At 54.7% G+C, this 17,480-nt stretch carries 13 protein-coding genes and 1 other annotated feature; of the genes, 9 read left to right on the top strand and 4 right to left on the bottom strand.

Annotation, left to right across the window (positions count from 1 at the left end):
- Positions 1 to 43 precede the first annotated feature (43 nt).
- Both BLW29_RS28265 and BLW29_RS28260 read left to right on the top strand, forming a co-directional pair.
- Positions 44 to 1,804, top strand: coding sequence for an ABC transporter ATP-binding protein (locus BLW29_RS28265; protein WP_090986007.1), 1,761 nt, complete (start codon positions 44 to 46; stop codon positions 1,802 to 1,804).
- A complete protein-coding gene (locus BLW29_RS28260; RefSeq protein ID WP_090986005.1) occupies positions 1,801 to 3,669 on the top strand; it encodes an ABC transporter ATP-binding protein in 1,869 nt (622 codons plus the stop codon). Before BLW29_RS28265 ends, BLW29_RS28260 begins: the two co-directional genes overlap by 4 nt.
- Before the next feature lie 616 nt (positions 3,670 to 4,285).
- Here the strand turns inward: BLW29_RS28260 and BLW29_RS28255 are convergent.
- The 3 genes from BLW29_RS28255 to BLW29_RS28240 all read right to left on the bottom strand — a co-directional run bounded on the left by BLW29_RS28255 (position 4,286) and on the right by BLW29_RS28240 (position 8,615).
- Entirely contained in the window at positions 4,286 to 4,981 is a 696-nt protein-coding gene (locus BLW29_RS28255) for an SDR family oxidoreductase (RefSeq protein ID WP_090986003.1), read from the bottom strand.
- Positions 4,982 to 4,996: 15 nt separating this feature from the next.
- Positions 4,997 to 5,452, bottom strand: coding sequence for a VOC family protein (locus BLW29_RS28250; protein ID WP_090986059.1), 456 nt, complete (start codon positions 5,450 to 5,452; stop codon positions 4,997 to 4,999).
- Positions 5,453 to 6,584: 1,132 nt separating this feature from the next.
- Positions 6,585 to 8,615, bottom strand: coding sequence for a transglycosylase domain-containing protein (locus BLW29_RS28240; RefSeq protein WP_090986057.1), 2,031 nt, complete (start codon positions 8,613 to 8,615; stop codon positions 6,585 to 6,587).
- A 299-nt stretch (positions 8,616 to 8,914) separates the two neighbouring features.
- Here BLW29_RS28240 and speE point away from each other — a divergent pair, with 299 nt between their 5' ends.
- The 7 genes from speE to argS (BLW29_RS28205) all read left to right on the top strand — a co-directional run bounded on the left by speE (position 8,915) and on the right by argS (BLW29_RS28205) (position 16,221).
- A complete protein-coding gene (gene speE / locus BLW29_RS28235; RefSeq protein ID WP_090985999.1) occupies positions 8,915 to 9,742 on the top strand; it encodes a polyamine aminopropyltransferase in 828 nt (275 codons plus the stop codon).
- Positions 9,743 to 9,761: 19 nt separating this feature from the next.
- Positions 9,762 to 10,631 carry an agmatinase gene (speB, locus tag BLW29_RS28230; protein WP_090985997.1) on the top strand — a complete coding sequence of 290 codons (870 nt, stop codon included), beginning with the start codon at positions 9,762 to 9,764 and terminating at the stop codon, positions 10,629 to 10,631.
- A gap of 298 nt (positions 10,632 to 10,929) precedes the next feature.
- Positions 10,930 to 11,181 carry a DUF7667 family protein gene (locus tag BLW29_RS28225; protein WP_090985995.1) on the top strand — a complete coding sequence of 84 codons (252 nt, stop codon included), beginning with the start codon at positions 10,930 to 10,932 and terminating at the stop codon, positions 11,179 to 11,181.
- 62 nt (positions 11,182 to 11,243) lie between these two features.
- On the top strand, positions 11,244 to 11,762 hold the full coding sequence (locus tag BLW29_RS28220; RefSeq protein ID WP_090985993.1) for a DNA-deoxyinosine glycosylase: 519 nt from the start codon (positions 11,244 to 11,246) through the stop codon (positions 11,760 to 11,762).
- Positions 11,763 to 11,835: 73 nt separating this feature from the next.
- Positions 11,836 to 12,137, top strand: a binding site (T-box leader).
- A 69-nt stretch (positions 12,138 to 12,206) separates the two neighbouring features.
- Positions 12,207 to 13,949 (top strand): arginine--tRNA ligase, encoded by a 1,743-nt coding sequence (gene argS, locus BLW29_RS28215; protein ID WP_371264823.1) that lies wholly within the window; start codon positions 12,207 to 12,209, stop codon positions 13,947 to 13,949.
- A gap of 92 nt (positions 13,950 to 14,041) precedes the next feature.
- Positions 14,042 to 14,500, top strand: a complete 459-nt coding sequence (locus BLW29_RS28210) for a YwiB family protein (protein WP_090985991.1) — start codon at positions 14,042 to 14,044, stop codon at positions 14,498 to 14,500.
- Between the two features lie 41 nt (positions 14,501 to 14,541).
- A complete protein-coding gene (gene argS, locus BLW29_RS28205) occupies positions 14,542 to 16,221 on the top strand; it encodes an arginine--tRNA ligase (protein ID WP_090985990.1) in 1,680 nt (559 codons plus the stop codon).
- Between the two features lie 27 nt (positions 16,222 to 16,248).
- Here argS (BLW29_RS28205) and BLW29_RS28200 read toward each other — a convergent pair whose 3' ends face one another.
- The gene (locus tag BLW29_RS28200) at positions 16,249 to 17,388 is read right to left on the bottom strand and encodes a S8 family peptidase (RefSeq protein WP_256209008.1); all 1,140 of its coding nucleotides are present in this window, start codon (positions 17,386 to 17,388) and stop codon (positions 16,249 to 16,251) included.
- Between the last annotated feature and the right edge of the window lie 92 nt (positions 17,389 to 17,480).

Here is a 17,480-nt window from a genome sequence, read left to right as displayed (position 1 = left end):
GTCGTAGGACAGAACATTTGTTCTAAAATTAGGGGGAACTGGAATGAATTTACCGCGCGTATCGCGCAATCAATATTCGGAGCTGCTCCGGCGCTATCTGCTCCCGCAGAAGCGGACATTAATTGGTCTTGCCGTATTGCTTTTCCTATCGATTGGCTTGCAGCTCGTCAACCCGCAAATTATTCGCTTCTTTATTGATACCGCACAATCGGAAAGCAGTATGAAGCCGCTTCTTATCGCAGCTTGTTTGTTTATTGGATTCTCCCTTGCGCAAGGGGCGGTATCGGTCGCAGCTACCTACTTCAGTGAGAACGTAGGCTGGAAAACTACCAATGTGCTGCGAGGCGACTTGGCTGCTCACTGCTTGTCGCTGGATATGCCGTTTCATAAGACGCATACGTCTGGAGCTATTATTGAACGGGTAGACGGTGATGTGAATGCGCTGGCGAATTTCTTCTCCAGTATGATCATCAATCTGGTCGGTAATTTCTTGCTGATGGTCGGCATCTTGGTTCTGCTGTTTCGGGAGAGCTGGCTGATCGGCACAGGCATGACGGTGTTTGTGTTTCTGGCCATTTTGGTCATTCAGCGTATACGGAAGATGGCAGCACCGCTGTGGAAGGATTGGCGACAAGCGAATGCCGATATGTACGGGTTCATCGGCGAGCAGCTGGAAGGAACGGAGGATATTCGAGCGAACGGGGCTTCCGGGTTCGTCATGAATCGCTTCTACGGCATGCTGCAGCGGATGCTGCCGCTTCGCGTGAAGGCTTTTCTTGGCTTTGGCGCGATGTGGAGTACGACCATCGTTGTTTTTGCTTTAGGGAATGCGATGGCCTTCGCGATTAGTGCGTATCTATGGAAGGCGGGCTCTATTTCAATCGGTACGGTATATTTGATTTTCTACTATACGGAGCTACTCGCAAAGCCGATTGAGAAGATTCGCACGCAGATGGAGGATTTGCAGAAAGCGGATGCCAGCATATCGCGTATTCGCTCTTTATTCGAGACGCGCTCTGCTCTTGTGGATGGACCTGGTGCAACGCTTCCCACGGGCGCGCTTGGAGTGAAGTTTGATGAAGTCACTTTCAGCTACGAGGATGGTACGGGCGAGCCTACGCTTGATCGATTGGTTCTGGACCTGAAGCCCGGCGAGGTGCTGGGCCTGCTCGGCCGGACGGGGAGCGGGAAGTCGACGCTTGCTCGGCTGCTGCTTCGGTTCTATGATCCGCAGGAAGGAAGCGTCTCCTTGAGTGGGACGGATATTCGTGAGCTGAAGCTAAGTCAGCTTCGCAATCGTGTGGCCATGGTTACGCAGACGATTGAAATTATGGAGGGTACGATTCGTGATAATCTGACCTTCTATGATGACTCGATACCGGATGATCGGATTATTGAGGTATTACATCAGCTTGGGTTAACAAGCTGGTATGAGGCGATGCCGGAGGGGCTCGATACCCGGCTCGCTTCCGGTGGCGGAAGTCTCTCTGCGGGGGAAGCGCAGCTGCTCGCTTTTGCCCGCGTGTTTCTGACGAACCCGGGTCTTGTCATTATGGATGAGGCGTCGTCGCGGTTAGACCCGATGACGGAGCAGCGCATTGAGCAGGCTATTAGCACGCTGCTTGCGAACCGTTCTTGTATTATCATTGCGCATCGATTAGCCACCGTACAACGTGCCGACAGCATCTTGATTCTCGAGAACGGCCGCGTCATCGAAGCAGGCAGCCGAACGGCGCTTGCAGCCGATCCGGCATCGCGTTTCAGTGCCATGCTGGCAACCGGCCTTGAGGAGGTGCTCGTATGACGACTTTTCGATTTCTGATGGGGCTTATTACGTACCGGACATGGCGTTATGTCATCAATGCGACTGCCTGGACGGTCATATACATGGTGCCTATTATACCGGGACTTATTACGAAGGAGTTCTTCGATTCGCTCACGGGTGACGCTTCGCTGAAGATGGGCACTTGGGGAATCATCGCGCTGCTGCTCGCTGCGGCGCTCGCACGTGTTGTTCTCATCATTGTCGGCTTTATCACCGACGTTAATTTTCGCTTCCGCATGGGGATGATGCTGCGGCGCAATATGCTGAAGCATGTGCTGAAGCAGCCCGGTGCTCGGGCGATTCCCTGTTCACCGGGAGAAGCGATCAGCTATTTCCGTGATGACGTGGAACAGTCCGAGGAAGCGGCCAGCTGGTCGGTCGATGTGTTCGGCATGACCTGCTTCGCCTTGGTTTCCAGCTACATTCTGATTGGGATCGATGCTCAAATGACCTTGCTGGTTTTCGTGCCGCTCGTTATCGTAATTGCGGTGGCGCAGCTATCGACTTCCAGATTGCAGAAGTACCGCGCGGCGAGTCGCGAAGCGACCTCTCATGTGACGGGGGCGATTAGCGAGATGTTCGGCAATGTGCAGGCCATTCAGATTGCAGGTGCTGAGGAACGCGTCATTGAGCGGTTCCGGAAGTTTAACGATACGAGGCGCCAAACGATGCTGAAGGATAAGCTGATGGGCGAGGTGCTGGATTCTATCTTTACGAATTCCGTGAACCTCGGCATCGGACTCATTCTCTTATTGGCTGGCCAGAAGCTGCGGGGAGGGACCTTCACCGTCGGTGATTTCTCGTTGTTTGTCTACTACTTGACGTTCGTTACCTCGATCATTACGAATGTGGGCAAGTTCATTACATATTTCAAGCAAATGGGTGTGGCGCTGGATCGGCTAAAGGGGCTGCTTCAAGGCGCGCCGGCTGGTGTGCTTATCTTGAAGGAAGGCCTGCGGCTTGGTAAAGGGAGCGCAATGAAGGAGAATGCGGGAGCGGCAGCGGCAACTTCGGCAGCGGCAGCGGCGGTAAAGGTGGAGGTTGATAAGGCTGATAAGGCTGCTAGTGAGCCACTGCGTATTTTGGAGGTCGAAGGGTTAACCTACCGGTTTCCGGAGACGGGCAGAGGGATCGAGGACATTCGGCTCGCGCTGAAAGGCGGATCGTTCACCGTGGTGACCGGCGCAATCGGTTCCGGGAAGACCACACTTGTCCGCACGTTGCTGGGGCTGCTGCCGAAGGATGAAGGGACGATTAGGTGGAATGGGAAGCCGGTTTACGATTCGGGGACCTTCTTCACCCCGGCGAACAGTGCGTATTCGGCCCAAATTCCTCGTATGTACAGCGATACGCTGCGCAACAATATTTTGCTCGGTCAGCAGGAGCAAGGGGATGACTTGCAGCAGGCGATTCATACGGCCGTGATGGAGTACGACCTCGAGCATTTGCAGAATGGCCTCGAGACGATGATCGGCCCGCGCGGCGTGAAGCTCTCCGGCGGCCAGATGCAGCGGACGGCAGCCGCGCGCATGCTCGTGCGGGACGCACAGCTTTATGTGTTCGACGACGTATCGAGCGCGCTCGACGTCGAGACGGAACAGAAGCTGTGGGAGCGGTTGTTCCAGAGCAGGGGCGACGCGACCTGCTTGGTCGTCTCGCACCGCAGAGCGGCATTGACGCATGCCGATCATATTATCGTCATGAAGGACGGCCGCATCGAAGCGGAAGGAACAGCCGAAGAGCTGCTCCGCACAAGCGCGACCTTCCAGGAGCTATGGAGCGGCGACGAACGAACGGCGGATAGCGCTTTGCCCGCCGACGCTGAAGGCGCCGTGAAAACATAAGAAAAGCCTCTGCAGCCGGTAATTTGCCGGGACTGCAGAGGCTTTTCTTATGTGCGGCTCGTCGCGCTGGACGGCGCCTGCGGCAACTCCCGCGTGAAAGCTCGTCGCGCTTGGCGCCGCCTGCGGCAACTCCCGCGTGAAAGCTCGTCGCGCTGGCTGTCGCCTGCGGCAACTCCCGCGTGAAAGCTCGTCGCGCTGGCTGTCGCCTGCGGCAACTCCCGCGTGAAAGCTCGTCGCGCTGGTGTCGCCTGCGGCAACTCCCGCGTGAAAGCTCGTTGCGCTGGCTGCCGCACGCGGCAACTCTCGCGTGAAAGCTCGTCGCGCTAGGCACCGTACGCGGCAACTCTCGCCGCGCAACCCGCGTCGAAGCCGCTGCACTTGCCGCCAACTCCCGCCCACGCCACAATTGTTGCTCAAAATGCAACTATTGTTGCTCAAAATGCAACATTTCATGGATTTATGCCCGAATAAGCCTGCTCATGCGGCCGAATCTTGCTTTTCGAGCAGCATTTCATGAAATCAGCTTCATACGGAGCATTAATGCTGCATATTTTGCAACATTATCCTCATAATGGGGTTGGCTGATGATGCGAGCAGCCCCGCATCGGTCCGCCGACTAGATCGGCATTTCCTTGCCGGTGTAGTCCACGAATTGAAACCGGAGCTCTTCCGGGACTATGCGACGCTCCAATAAGTCCACGATGCCGCGGGCACTGGCACGCGGGTCGGTTGGGGCGTTTTCGCCGCCCATATCGGTTTTCATCCAGCCGGGGTGAATGCTGAGCACCTGGATTTGACGATCCTTCAAGTAACGGTGAAGCTGCTGCGAGAACATATTGAGCGCCGTCTTCGAGATGCTGTAGGGATAGTCGCCAGGATAGGCGTTCGTAATGCTGCCTGCTTCGGACGAGATGTTCAGAAGAGCACCATTCTCCTCCGTAAGCAGAGGCAGCAAATGCTTCACGATCCGCATAGGCCCATACAAATTCACCTCAAATGCTAACTCGACTTCGTTCATATCGAGCTCTTCTATATGAGTATTGCGCGCATTGAGAATGGCTGCGTTGTTGATGATCGCGCCGAGTGTTCGGCCTTCGCGCTTCAATGTGGAAGCCAACTGAGCCACACTCTCTTCGCTGGCAACATCGAGCTGTTTAATCGTCAGTCGATCCCCGTACGCCTCGCTAAGCACAGCAAGTTTCTCGCTGCCGACATCGCGAACCCCGGCAATAACGGCATGTCCGCGCTCTAGTGCTTCGGCGGCAATCGCTAAACCAAGTCCACGGCTGGCGCCAGTTAGTAGTATATTCATGCTCATTAATCTCCCCTATTTATCGTTCTCGAGCAGCTCCACGAGCACCTTCAGTGCCGGAATGGTATCGATATAAGCATATCGTCCACCTGTATATTCACCCTTCTGTTGAAGCGGGAAACCCTTGCCCTCCAGCAGCATGATTTTCTCTTTCATGCCTTCGATTTCGAAAGCGATATGATGAGGCCCTTCGCCATGCTCATTCAAATAATTCCGCCACGTGCTCGGATGCTCGTCCGGTTCAATCAGTTCAAGCTGCAAGGAGCCCATATCGATAAAAGCAAGCTTAGCCCGAGCAAGAGTAGGAGCACCGTTAAATTCCGTCTGCGCTTTATCCAGCGTGTCCGTAATGATGGCCTGCGGTTTCTCAATCCCGAAGAAATCCGCATAAGCCTGACTCACTTTGTCGATATCGTTAACGAGTATGCCGATTTGCGTAATGACTTTATTGCCGAGTAGTCCTGACAACAGCGAACACATCCTCTCCATAGTGGTGAATCAGACGTAGACTCTTACACAATTTTCCACAACCCTTACTCAGCTATCTTATCCAATCGGCAAAATGAGTGTCAATCCGCACAACCGCTCACTTTCGCACTTAGCTTGCTGGGGAAACGAAAGAAAAATCACGAGAGAGTAGTCCCTAGAACCACACATTAGCGAGAAAACCCCGAAAGTAGCCCAAGAGTAGCACCCAGAACCACACATTAGCGAGAAAACCCCGAAAGTAGCCCAAGAGTAGCCCCCAGAGCCACACATTAGTGAGAAAACACCATAAGTAGCGCAAGAGTAGCCCCCAGAGCCACACATTAGCGAGAAAACATCGAAAGTAGCCCAAGAGTAGCCCCCAGAGCCACACATTAGCGAGAAAACATCGAAAGTAGCCCAAGAGTAGCCCCCAGAGCCACACATTAGCGAGAAAACACCAATAGTGGCCCAAGAGTAGTCCTCAGAGCCACACATTAGTGGGAGCAATCGAAATGTGAGGTACCAGTTACCGTTCATTGGACAAAATAGAGCCATTTAGTTTGAAGAGCGGTACTGGGTACCGATCATTGAGCGGAAATCGACGAATTTGGCTTATGTGGGGTACTGGATACCGCTCATAGAATATTGGAAATTAGTAAGAGGAGTTGTAGGTGGCTTTATGCGAGCAAAATGCGGGGCATCGAGCTAAGAAGCGAATGAGGAGGTCTACACGCGAGCCAAATACGAGTATTCGAGCTAAGAAGCGAACGAGGAAGTCTACATGCGAGCAGAATATGAGTATTCGAGCTAAGAAGCGAACGAGGAAGTCTACATGCGAGCAGAATATGAGTATTCGAGCTAAGAAGCGAACGAGGATGTCTACATGCGAGCCAAATGCGAGTTTTCGAACCAAGAAGCGAACGAGGAAGTCTACATACGAGCGCGCCGCCTGAATTCGCACGAAGATGCGTGCGACATGCACCCAAAAGTGCTGACAGTAAAAAAGGGCTGCATCACACCATCCGAGAACTCGGATGACGAAGCAACCCTTTTTCACCGCGTCTAGCCCCCGCGCTGCAACGCCGCGGCCCCTAAAACCCGCGGCTAGCGCCCATCGCAGCGCGAGCGCCAAGCGCTAATTCGACCACCAGCGCTTGAGGTGCTTCCACCAGTGGCGCGTCTGCTCGGCTTGTGCGCCTTCGTCCGCTGAACCCGAAGCGTCGCCTTCGCTGTGAACGCCGCACACCTCTACCGGCTCGGTGCCGCTGACGAAGGATTCAAGCCGCCGGTCCGGGCAGGACTTCCCGGCGAGCTTGCCGCTTTGCGGATCGATGTAGACGGATACGACGCCATCGGGCAGCGGGAAGATCTTCGGCGGAATGGCGGACAGCGCCGCTTCCGTGTAGGAGGCGAAGATCGGCGCGGCACGGCGCGCTTCCACAGGCGTCAGCTTGCGGCCTTTGTCGTAGCCGACCCATACCGCGGTAGCCAGCTCCGGCGTATAGCCGACCAGCCAAGCGTCCGTTGCGGTCGTGCCGGTTTTGCCGGCGACAGGGCGTTTGATCATCGCCGATACGCGGTTGCCGGTGCCGCCGGTTTCGAACACGCTCTCCATTAGGCTAGTGAGCACATAAGCATGCGCGGCATCTACAACGGTGGAGGAGGCGGGCTGCGCTTCATACAGCACCTCGCCTTTGGCGTCCTCAATGCGCAGGATCGCCGTTGGCTCCATGCGTACACCGCCATTAGCAAATGCGCTGAAGGCCGATGCCATCTCAAACGGACTTACAGGGAAGGTGCCGAGCGCTAAGGAAGGCACCGGCTTCATCGGACTCTCGATGCCCAGCTTCCGAGCCATGGCGATGACCTTCTCCGGTCCGACGGTCATGATGGAATTGACCGCGTAGATGTTGTCGGAGCTCGCGATAGCCTGGCGCATATTAATGAAATCGCCGACGTATTTGCTGTTGTAATTGCTCGGCGAATACGTCTTACGGCCTTCATCATACGTGAAGATCGTTGGCGTGCTTTTATACTGCGAAACAGGTGTCAGCACACCTTCCTGCAAGGCGGTTAAATACAAAACAGGTTTAAAAGCCGACCCCGGCTGTCGCGTCTTGGCAAAAACCCGATTATACTGATTGGTCCTATAATCGCGGCCGCCGACCATCGCCTTAATGTAGCCGGTACGTGGATCTACGGAGACAAGCGCAGCCTGCTGCTCGGAATCCGCCGGAATTCCTGCAGCGACCGACTCTTCCGCCGCTCGCTGCGCATCGGGATCCAGCGTCGTATAGATGCGAATGCCGCCCTCGCTCATCGTCCGCTCATCGATGCCAAGCTTATCGACCGCCATATACCGCACATAATCGCGGAAGTAAGGCGCAGTCCCGGCTTGCTTGCTCGCTCCGAGCGGCACGAACCGAAGCAGCTCGGCGCCTGCCGCTTCGGCATCAGGCTGCAGCAGAATGCCTTGATCCACCATCGTTTGGAGGATGGTACGCTGCCTGTCCTTCGCGTTCTTCATATCCATATAGGGCGAGTAGTATTTGGGGCCTTTCGGAATACCCGCAAGCATCGCGCTTTCGGCTAACGTGAGCTCGGACGCGTGTTTCCCGTAATACAGCTCAGCTGCGGCTTCTGCGCCATAGGCACCGTGACCGTAATAGATTTGGTTCAAATAGAGCGCCAAAATCTCATCCTTGGAGTAATGCATCTCCAGCTGAATCGTATACATCGCTTCCTTCAGCTTGCGCGACCAGGTCCGCTCATGCGTCAAATACAGGTTGCGAGCGAGCTGCTGGGTCAGCGTGCTGGCCCCTTGCTTGCGCGACATATTCTCGACATTGACGACCGCCGCGCGGGCCATCCCTTTCATATCGAAGCCGAGGTGATCGTAGAAACGCTGGTCTTCGATGGCGAGCGTCGCCTCAACAAGATAGGGAGAGATTTGCTTCAAAGGCACCGATTGGCGGTTCTCGCCGGCATGAAACGTGTCGATGATATGGCCTTGCGCGTCGAGCATCTGCGAGGTTTGGCTGATCGCCGAAGCGGGGAGCGCCTGTTCCCGCAAATAATAGAGGAAGCCGAAGGCGCATATAAACAGCACCAGCAGTGCAGCGCCTGAATAAATCAGCCACCGTTTCACATGCTTCAGCAACGGCATCCATCGTTCCAATTGAATAGAAACAGGCAGTCGACGCTTCAATGCGCCGCCCTGCCTGAATAGAGGTTTCAACCATCTTTTCATGTGCAAGTCTCCTAACCGAAAGAAAGTCCGCTTTATCCAACTAGTATGGAAAACAATGGGACACCCTATTCAGGAAGAGCAATTGCTTAATATGAAATTTTTGTGCGGAGCTGGCAAAAGGTTGCTTTTTCCCCCCGTTAACTTATAATACAGATTGAAACATTGGACCATATGATCAATAGCATCACTACATAAACGAAAGTAGGGACTTAACAATGGAATTGTGGTACACGGAGAAACAGACCCCGACTTATGGGATTACGATGAAAGTAAAAGAAACGTATGTAAGCGAGCAAACAGAATTCCAACAGCTCGATATGATCGAGACGGAAGAGTTCGGCACGATGCTCGTTCTGGACGGCATGGTAATGACAACGGATAAAGACGAGTGGGTTTATCACGAAATGGTCGCTCACCCTGTTCTATACACGCACCCGAATCCGCGCAAAGTACTTGTTGTCGGCGGCGGCGACGGCGGCGTAATCCGTGAAATCCTGAAGCACCCGAACGTAGAGAAGGCTGTTCTGGTTGATATCGATGGCAAAGTCATCGAGTACTCCAAGAAGTACCTTCCGCAAATCGCTTGCGGTCTGGAAGACCCGCGCGTAGAAGTGATCGTGAACGACGGCTTCATGCATATCCATGATCATAAGAACGAGTACGATGTCGTTATGGTTGACTCCACGGAGCCGGTTGGCCCAGCAGTAAACCTGTTTACACGCGGCTTCTACCAAGGGATCTACGATGCACTGAAAGAAGACGGTATCTTCGTCGCTCAAACGGACAACCCGTGGTTCACGCCTGAGCTGATCTCGAACGTAAACCGCGATGTGAAAGAAGTATTCCCGATCGTTCGCGTATTCTGGGCTAACGTACCAACGTACCCGAGCGGCCTGTGGACATTCACAATGGGAAGCAAGAAATACGATCCGCTTGAAGTGGACGAGTCCAGCATCCCTGAGATCGACACTAAATATTACTCCCCACGTCTGCACAAAGCGGCTTTCGTTCTGCCGAAATTTGTGGAAGACCTGGTGAAGTAAGAGGAGACCTACACAACCTATGAAACTCGATCAAAAATATTCCGGCAATGTCTTTATCCTTAGCTCGGATGACTATAGCACGTCCAAAGCCGTTATTTACGGTATGCCGATGGACTTTACCGTATCGTTCCGCCCAGGCTCCCGTTTCGGCCCTCCGCGTATTCGCGAGGTGTCGATCGGTCTGGAAGAGTACAGCCCTTACCTGGATCGCAGCTTGGAAGATATCGAGTATTTCGACGCAGGCGATTTGCTGCTGCCTTTCGGCAACGCGGCTCGCTCGCTTGAAGTGATCGGTGAATTCGTTCGCGGTGTATTGGATGACGGCAAAATGCCTGTAGGACTCGGCGGCGAGCATCTCGTTTCGTGGCCGATTTTCCAAGAGGTATACAAGAAGTACCCGGACATGGCGATCATTCACTTTGATGCCCACGCGGATCTGCGCGAGTCGTACGAAGGCGAGCCGCTTTCGCACTCCACGCCGCTTCGCAAAGCAGCCGGCCTAATTGGCGGCAAGAACGTCTACCAATTCGGTATCCGTTCCGGCTCCCGCGAAGAGTGGCAGTATGCGCGCGAGAATATCAATTTCCACCCGTTCGAAGTGCTTGAGCCGCTGAAGAAAGTATTGCCTGAGCTTGAAGGCCGTCCTGTCTATCTGACGATCGACATCGACGTGCTGGATCCATCGGCAGCACCGGGAACAGGTACGGCGGAAGCCGGCGGCATCACGTCGAAGGAATTGATCGACGCGGTTCACGCGATCGCTCGTTCCGGCGTTAACGTTGTAGGCTGTGACCTCGTTGAGGTAGCACCGGCTTACGACCCAACCGAACAAACACAGATCGTCGCGGCGAAAGTCATCCGCGAAATGCTGCTTGGCTTTATTAAATAATAGCGAAGGATGGGAGCGCGATGCTCCCGTCCTTTTTTGTTGTTCGGGATATGCAAAAAAATCTAACGAGCCGTACAGGCGGTTCGTTAGATTTTCGCGGCAAGCGGAGAAGCAGCGAGCAGGCTCCCAAATCAGGCTTCTTCTTTTTCGAAGGTCAAGTTTCAGAGTGCCGGAATCGGCTATAAAATAACAATAAAGCAGCTCTCGTTAGAGTACTACCGTATGCCCACCGCTTAGGGCTTCATTTTTTGGTCATAATGAATAGTAGTAGTCTAACAATTGAGGGGGCGAGCAAGTTATGAGCTTATTGCCAATTCACGAGCGGCTCGCGGAGCTGTGGACGGTACGAAGCAAGAGGCAGCTCTCGGCGGAAGAGCTGGCGGATTTCGAGCATTGCTTGGCGGTGAACGCGATGATTTGCCGACAAGTTGCGAATTTGTACAATCTCTCGCTGCTGGCTTCGATGACAGGCGATACGGAGTGGCAGCACGATATATGCCGTAAGATAGAACGGCTGACGGGAACACCGCCGGCATCGCCTCAGCTCTAGATGGGGCTTGATTAATACGTCTCTTTCTGTTTTCCTATGGAGAAGAGGGGAGGGACTGCTTCATGACCGTACATTCATTTCCGCCGGAGATCGGCGCTTGTGCGCGGGTGCTTGTCCTTGGCAGCATGCCGGGAACGGCTTCGCTTGCGAAGCATCAATATTACGCTCATCCGCGCAATCATCTATGGCCGGTGGTGTATGGCTTGTTCGGCCAAACGCCGGCTGAAGATTACGAGGAGCGGCTCGCTTTTGCCAAGGCTCGGGGAATTGCGCTCTGGGACGTCATTGCTTCCTGCCAGCGGGAGGGAAGTCTCGATGCGAACATTCGCGAGGAACAACCCAATGATATTCCCGGTTTGCTTGCGGAGTATCCGGATATTCAATGCATCGTGTGCAACGGCGCCAAGTCGCATGACACGTTCTTAAAGTATTTCCGGAACTTGCCAGAACGCAGTGGCATCACGCTGCTCAAGCTGCCGTCGACCAGTCCGATACCAACGGCTGCGATGCGCACGACTGCAGATCGGATCGAAGCTTGGCGCATTTTGCTGCCATACTTAATTCCGCTCGAGCAGACCTAGGCAAACCTTATAAAGAGGCTTGCTTTTTTGGCGAGGTTGCATATAATAGGGGAAATACAGTCAGTTATAACAGCTACATACGATGAACGGGACAGTACCTTGCAGATCGGTGCTAGCAGCGAGCCGGGCTGGATGAGCGAATCATCCTTGGTGAAAGCCGGCGCAGCGGCGTAAGGGAAGCGGACCCGGGAGTAGATCCATTGAACATGCAGGGGGCTCGGTGAAGTGCGCCTCTGTAAGTAGATGAATCCGGTCACCCCGTTATCGTGCTTGAGAGGTTTTCGGCATGGCCGCCGCCGTTAGATATTCGTTGTTTGCGCAGCCATAATGAAAACCAGAAGAGTGGTACCGCGGAAATCAACCTCCGTCTCTTTATTAGAGACGGGGGTTTTATTTGTCTCTAGAGGGTTGTGACCATATTCGGGGAGGATGATCATGATGAACCTGTTATTGCAGTGGACCGCTGCACAGCTGCAGCCGCATGTACCGACGCTGACTTACGAAGACATCGTATCGCTGCTGGAGCTCCCGCCTAATCCGGAGCTTGGTGATGTCGCATTCCCTTGCTTTGCCCTATCGCGTGAACTGAAACGTGCGCCGGCGGCAATAGCCGCAGAGCTCGCGAAGCAGATCGGCGATGACAGTGCCGGCACGAGCGTGTCACCGACTATTCGCGCTGAAGCCAAAGGCCCTTACTTGAATCTCTTCCTTGTACGGGAAGAGTGGGCACCGAAGCTCCTTGCGCCGCTGCTGCTTGCCGACTTCGGGCAATCGCAGATCGGGGCAGGTCAGCGCGTCATCATGGATATGTCCTCCCCGAATATTGCGAAACCTTTCGGCGTCGGTCACCTGCGCTCTACGATGATCGGCAATGCGCTCGCTCAGATGTACCGCAGCTGCGGCTATGAGGTCGTCACCGTCAACCATATCGGCGACTGGGGTACGCAATTCGGCAAGCTGATGGAAGCCTATATGCGCTGGGGCGACGAAGCGAAGCTCAAGGAAGAGCCGATTCGCGAGAGCTTGCGTTTGTACGTCAAGTTCCATGAGGAAGCGGAGAAGGACCCGACTTTGGAAGACAAGGCGCGCCACTGGTTCTGGAAGCTGGAGAACGATGATGAGGAAGCGCATCGGTTATGGCGTTATTTTGTATCGTTCAGCATGGAGGAATTTGACCGTGTGTACAGCCGTCTTGGTGTGCAATTCGACTATACGCTGGGTGAGAGCTTCTATAACGACAAGATGGCTGCTGTCGTCTCGCGCTTGCAAGAGCTAGAGCTCCTTGAAGAAAGCAACGGTGCGCAGGTGGTCCGTTTGGAAGAGGAAGGCTTGCCGCCATGCCTCATCCTGAAGTCGGACGGCACGACCATTTACCCAACGCGTGATCTCGCTACGGCGCTCTATCGGAAGAAGGAGATGGGCGGGGATTTGCTGCTGTATGTGGTAGGCGCGGAACAGAAGCTGCATTTTCAACAAGTGTTCGCCGTCTTGAAGTGCATGGGTGAAGAAGTGGCAGACCAGTGCCGCCATCTGGCATTTGGGCTGATGAAATTCGAAGGCCGTAAAATGTCCACGCGCAGAGGTCAGGTTATCTTCCTGGATGAGGTGCTGGACGAGGCGGTATCCAAGGCTGCGGCGATTATTGCAGAGAAGAATCCCGATCTCGCGGATGCGCAGGAGACCGCCGAGGCTGTCGGCATTGGCGCAATTGTGTTCGGCGATTTGCTTCACCATCGGATGCTGGAGGTGGATTTCTCGCTGGATGAAGCGCTTCGCTTCGAAGGGGAAACCGGTCCCTATGTGCAGTACACCGCGGCTAGAGCCTTCAAGCTGCTGGCCAAAGGAAAGCTGACGCTGGCGGAAACCGAATCGCGCAGTTTATCTGGAGCAGTTACCGGCAGCGAGCTGGCGGGCTATCTCTCGGGGCCGGCGGCATGGGAGTGCATGAAGCTGCTGGCTGCCTATCCCGAAGCGATAGCCGGCGCGCTTCGCCAGAATGAACCGGCGGTTGTAGCGCGTTTCCTGCTCGATGCGGCCAAACGCTTCAATCGTTTCTACCACCAGGAGCGCATTCTTACGGAAGACTCCGCGGAAACCGAAGCGAAGCTGCTGCTGACTGCTGCGGTTGCAGGCGTACTGCGTTCGGGGCTTGCCCTGCTCGGGTTACGGACGCCTGAACAGATCTAGAAGCGCTCGGCTATAGGCGCGGGCATTGAAATTAGGGGTGCTCCTGTATATGATGAGGACATAAGCATTTCAGGCGACGGGAGACCGTGATCATGACAGACAGAGCGAATGTAACGATATCACTGAGAAGCGACATCGATGGGGAAGTGGAACAGAATACGTTTAGCGGTGAATGGTTTCGCAAGGGCTCCTCTGTATTTGTCCGATACGAGGAAACGAGCGAGGGTGAAGGCGACAGCGTCGTGCGGACGATCATTCGCTATCGGGACGGCGAGCTTAGTGTCACGCGCCGCGGCGATGTAGAGTCGCTGCAGACATTTGTCGCCGGCACCAAGCGTACCGGTCATTATGAATCGGCGCATGCCGCCTTTCATTTGGAGACGGAGACGAAGCTGCTTTGGGTTCAGTTTGGCGATTTAACCAAGACCGGACCGAGCGACGGCCAGTTAAAGCCGGATCTGCCGATGCTGCTCGAATGGCATTATACACTGCTAGTTAACGATGAACCGACAGGAGAGTTCCAGCTTCGGCTGCAGGCGGAAGAGCTATAACTTACAGATTGATAAGCGAACCAGGGGGATTGAAGACTTACATGACAACGAATGTGATAGTACAGCTGCACGAGCAGGTGAAACAAGCGATCGCGGATGCGGTCGTAACGGCAGGGCTGGCAGCCCGTGAAGAGCTTCCGGTATTTGTGCTGGAAGTACCGAAGGATAAGGCGCATGGCGATCTCGCCACCAATGCGGCGATGCAGCTGACGAAGCTGGCGAAGAAGAACCCGCGTCAAATCGCTGAAGCGATCATTGCGAATCTGGATATGAAGAAGGCTTCGATTCAAGGCGCAGAGATTGCAGGTCCCGGCTTCATCAACTTCCGGATGGACCGCAGCTACTTGTATCCGGTAGTGGGTCAAGTGCTTGAGCAAGGTGCGGACTACGGACGTATCGATACCGGAGCGGGTGAGACCGTGCAAGTGGAATTCGTCAGCGCTAACCCGACAGGCAGCCTGCATTTGGGTCATGCTCGCGGTGCAGCAGTTGGTGACGCACTATGTAATGTACTTGATTTTGCAGGGTACAAGGTTACGAGAGAGTACTACATTAACGATGCGGGCAATCAGGTTGCTAATCTGGCGCTTTCAATTGAGGCTCGTTACAAGCAGGCGCTTGGGAAAGATGCGGCAATGCCGGAAGACGGTTACCACGGCGAAGACATCAAGGGCTTCGCGAAGGAACTTGCCGATTCCGAAGGCGACCGCCTGCTGTCGCTGTCGGACGAAGAGCGGTTCACCTTCTTCCGTGACTACGGCTTGGAGCGCGAGCTGAATAAGATCAAGCGCGATCTCGGCGACTTCCGCGTGGAATTCGACGTATGGTTCAGCGAAACTTCGCTCTACCAATCCGGCCAAGTCGAGCAGGCGCTGGCAGCGCTTCGCGAGCGTGGTCAAGTATTCGAAGAAGGCGGCGCTACGTGGCTGAACACGATGGCTTACGGAGACGACAAGAATCGCGTGCTTGTGAAGAATGACGGCTCGTATACTTATTTGACGCCGGACATCGCTTACCACCGCGACAAATTCGGCCGCGGCTTCGACAAAATGATCAACATCTGGGGCGCCGACCACCACGGCTACATTCCGCGCGTGAAAGCGGCTATGGAAGCACTGGGCAACGATCCTCAGAAGCTTGTTGTCTTGATCGCGCAGATGGTGAGCTTGTTCCAGAACGGCGAGAAGGTCAAGATGTCCAAGCGGACAGGTAAAGCCGTGACGATGGAAGACCTGCGCGAGGAAGTGGGTATCGATGCGATTCGTTACTTCTTCACGATGCGTTCGATGGACTCCCATCTTGATTTTGATATGGATCTCGCGATCTCGACTTCCAATGAGAATCCGGTATTCTATGTGCAATACGCGCATGCGCGGATCTGCAGCATTTTCCGTCAGGCCGAAGAGCAAGGCATTGCGATCCTGCCGCTTGCGGAAGTGGATCTGAGCCAGCTGACTACGGAGCATGAATTCGATCTTCTCCGCAAAATCGGCGAGCTGCCGCAGGAAATCGCGGATGCCGCTTCGCTATACGCACCACATCGCCTGATTCGCTACGTTTACGAGCTGGCGTCGCAGTTCCACAGCTACTACCGCGCAGATCGCGTCATTACAGAAGACGCGGCTCAAACGCAAGCTCGCTTCGCCCTGCTTGGTGCGACTCGTACAGCTATTGCGAACGTTCTGCGCCTTGTCGGCGTTTCCGCGCCGGAGCGCATGTAGCCCATTAAACAATCAAGGCCGCGAACCTTATCGGTCCCCGGCCTGAAGCATTCGCATTACATCGAGCTCTCCGGTTATCCGGGGAGCTTTTGTGCCCCTTAAAGGCAGCATGGATCGTTTGACGACAGCCTTGATGTCATTTGGCGATAACCCCGGACGGTGAGCAAGAAGCAAAGCGATGGCGCCGCTCACATGTGAGGTGGCCATGGAGGTGCCGCTCATTTCGTTGTATTTGCCTCGCAGCCAAGAGGAGAGAATCTTGTCGCCCGGGGCGTACACGTCGATATACAGTCCGCGGTTGCTGAACGGGGCGATCCTTCGCAGCCGGTTCGTTGCACCGACGGCAATGGTTTGCGGGTAACGTGCCGGGTAGTCAATTGACTTCCGTTTGCCATCGTTGCCGGAAGACGCGACGATAATGACGCCTGCATTGTAAGCGTTGGTTACGGCGGTCAGCAGCGACTTGCTCCGTGTTTTCATGCCGAAGCTCATATTCACGATATCCATATTGTTGCGCACGCACCAATCGATGCCGAGTACGATATCAGAGACAAAGGCGCTTCCGTTCTGATCGAATGCTTTCACGGGATAGACCGTGGCACGCGGAGCGACGCCGATCATGCCATGCATTTGATTGGCCGCAGCGATGGTGCCGGCAATATGGGTGCCGTGTCCATTGTCATCATGCGGAAGCGACCCGCGATTAAGCAGGTTGATGCCCCGGCCCAGCGATTGCTTCAAATCCGGATGACTGAAATCCACGCCGGTATCAATGACGCCCACCTTCACGCGGTGCCCGGTGGTTGTACTCCAAGCAAGCGGCGCTTTGATTTCCTGCACGCCCCAAGGGATCCCTTTCTCACGGAGTACAGGTTTATATATGGAGGAGGAATGCACCGATAGGAGCGGGTCATTCTCGATCCAAATTCCGTCATGGGTATGAGAGCGAAGTACGTCATTCGGCACGCGCAAAGAAAAGCCTTGAATGAATGGCAAATGACGGATGGCGCCGGCCGCATTCGCCACGGTTTTGTCGATATTCGACCATTCTTGAAGGAAGCGCTCATAGTCGCTCTTTTGCCGAAAGCGGACGATTCGTCGCTTGGCGGCTGACGTGGTATGAGTTAATGCGCTGTGCAGCAGGCGGAGAACTGCGGATCTGTCCAAGTTGGCTTCCCCTCCATGGCGAATCATGCTGCAGTATTGTATGAACGAGCGCAACAAGCTGTATGAGCAACTTGCCTTTTTTCACATAATTA

It is taken from the genome of Paenibacillus sp. CF384, from assembly GCF_900106745.1.
Taxonomy (GTDB): domain Bacteria; phylum Bacillota; class Bacilli; order Paenibacillales; family Paenibacillaceae; genus Paenibacillus_Z.
This window is presented reverse-complemented; position numbering and strand designations above follow the sequence as displayed.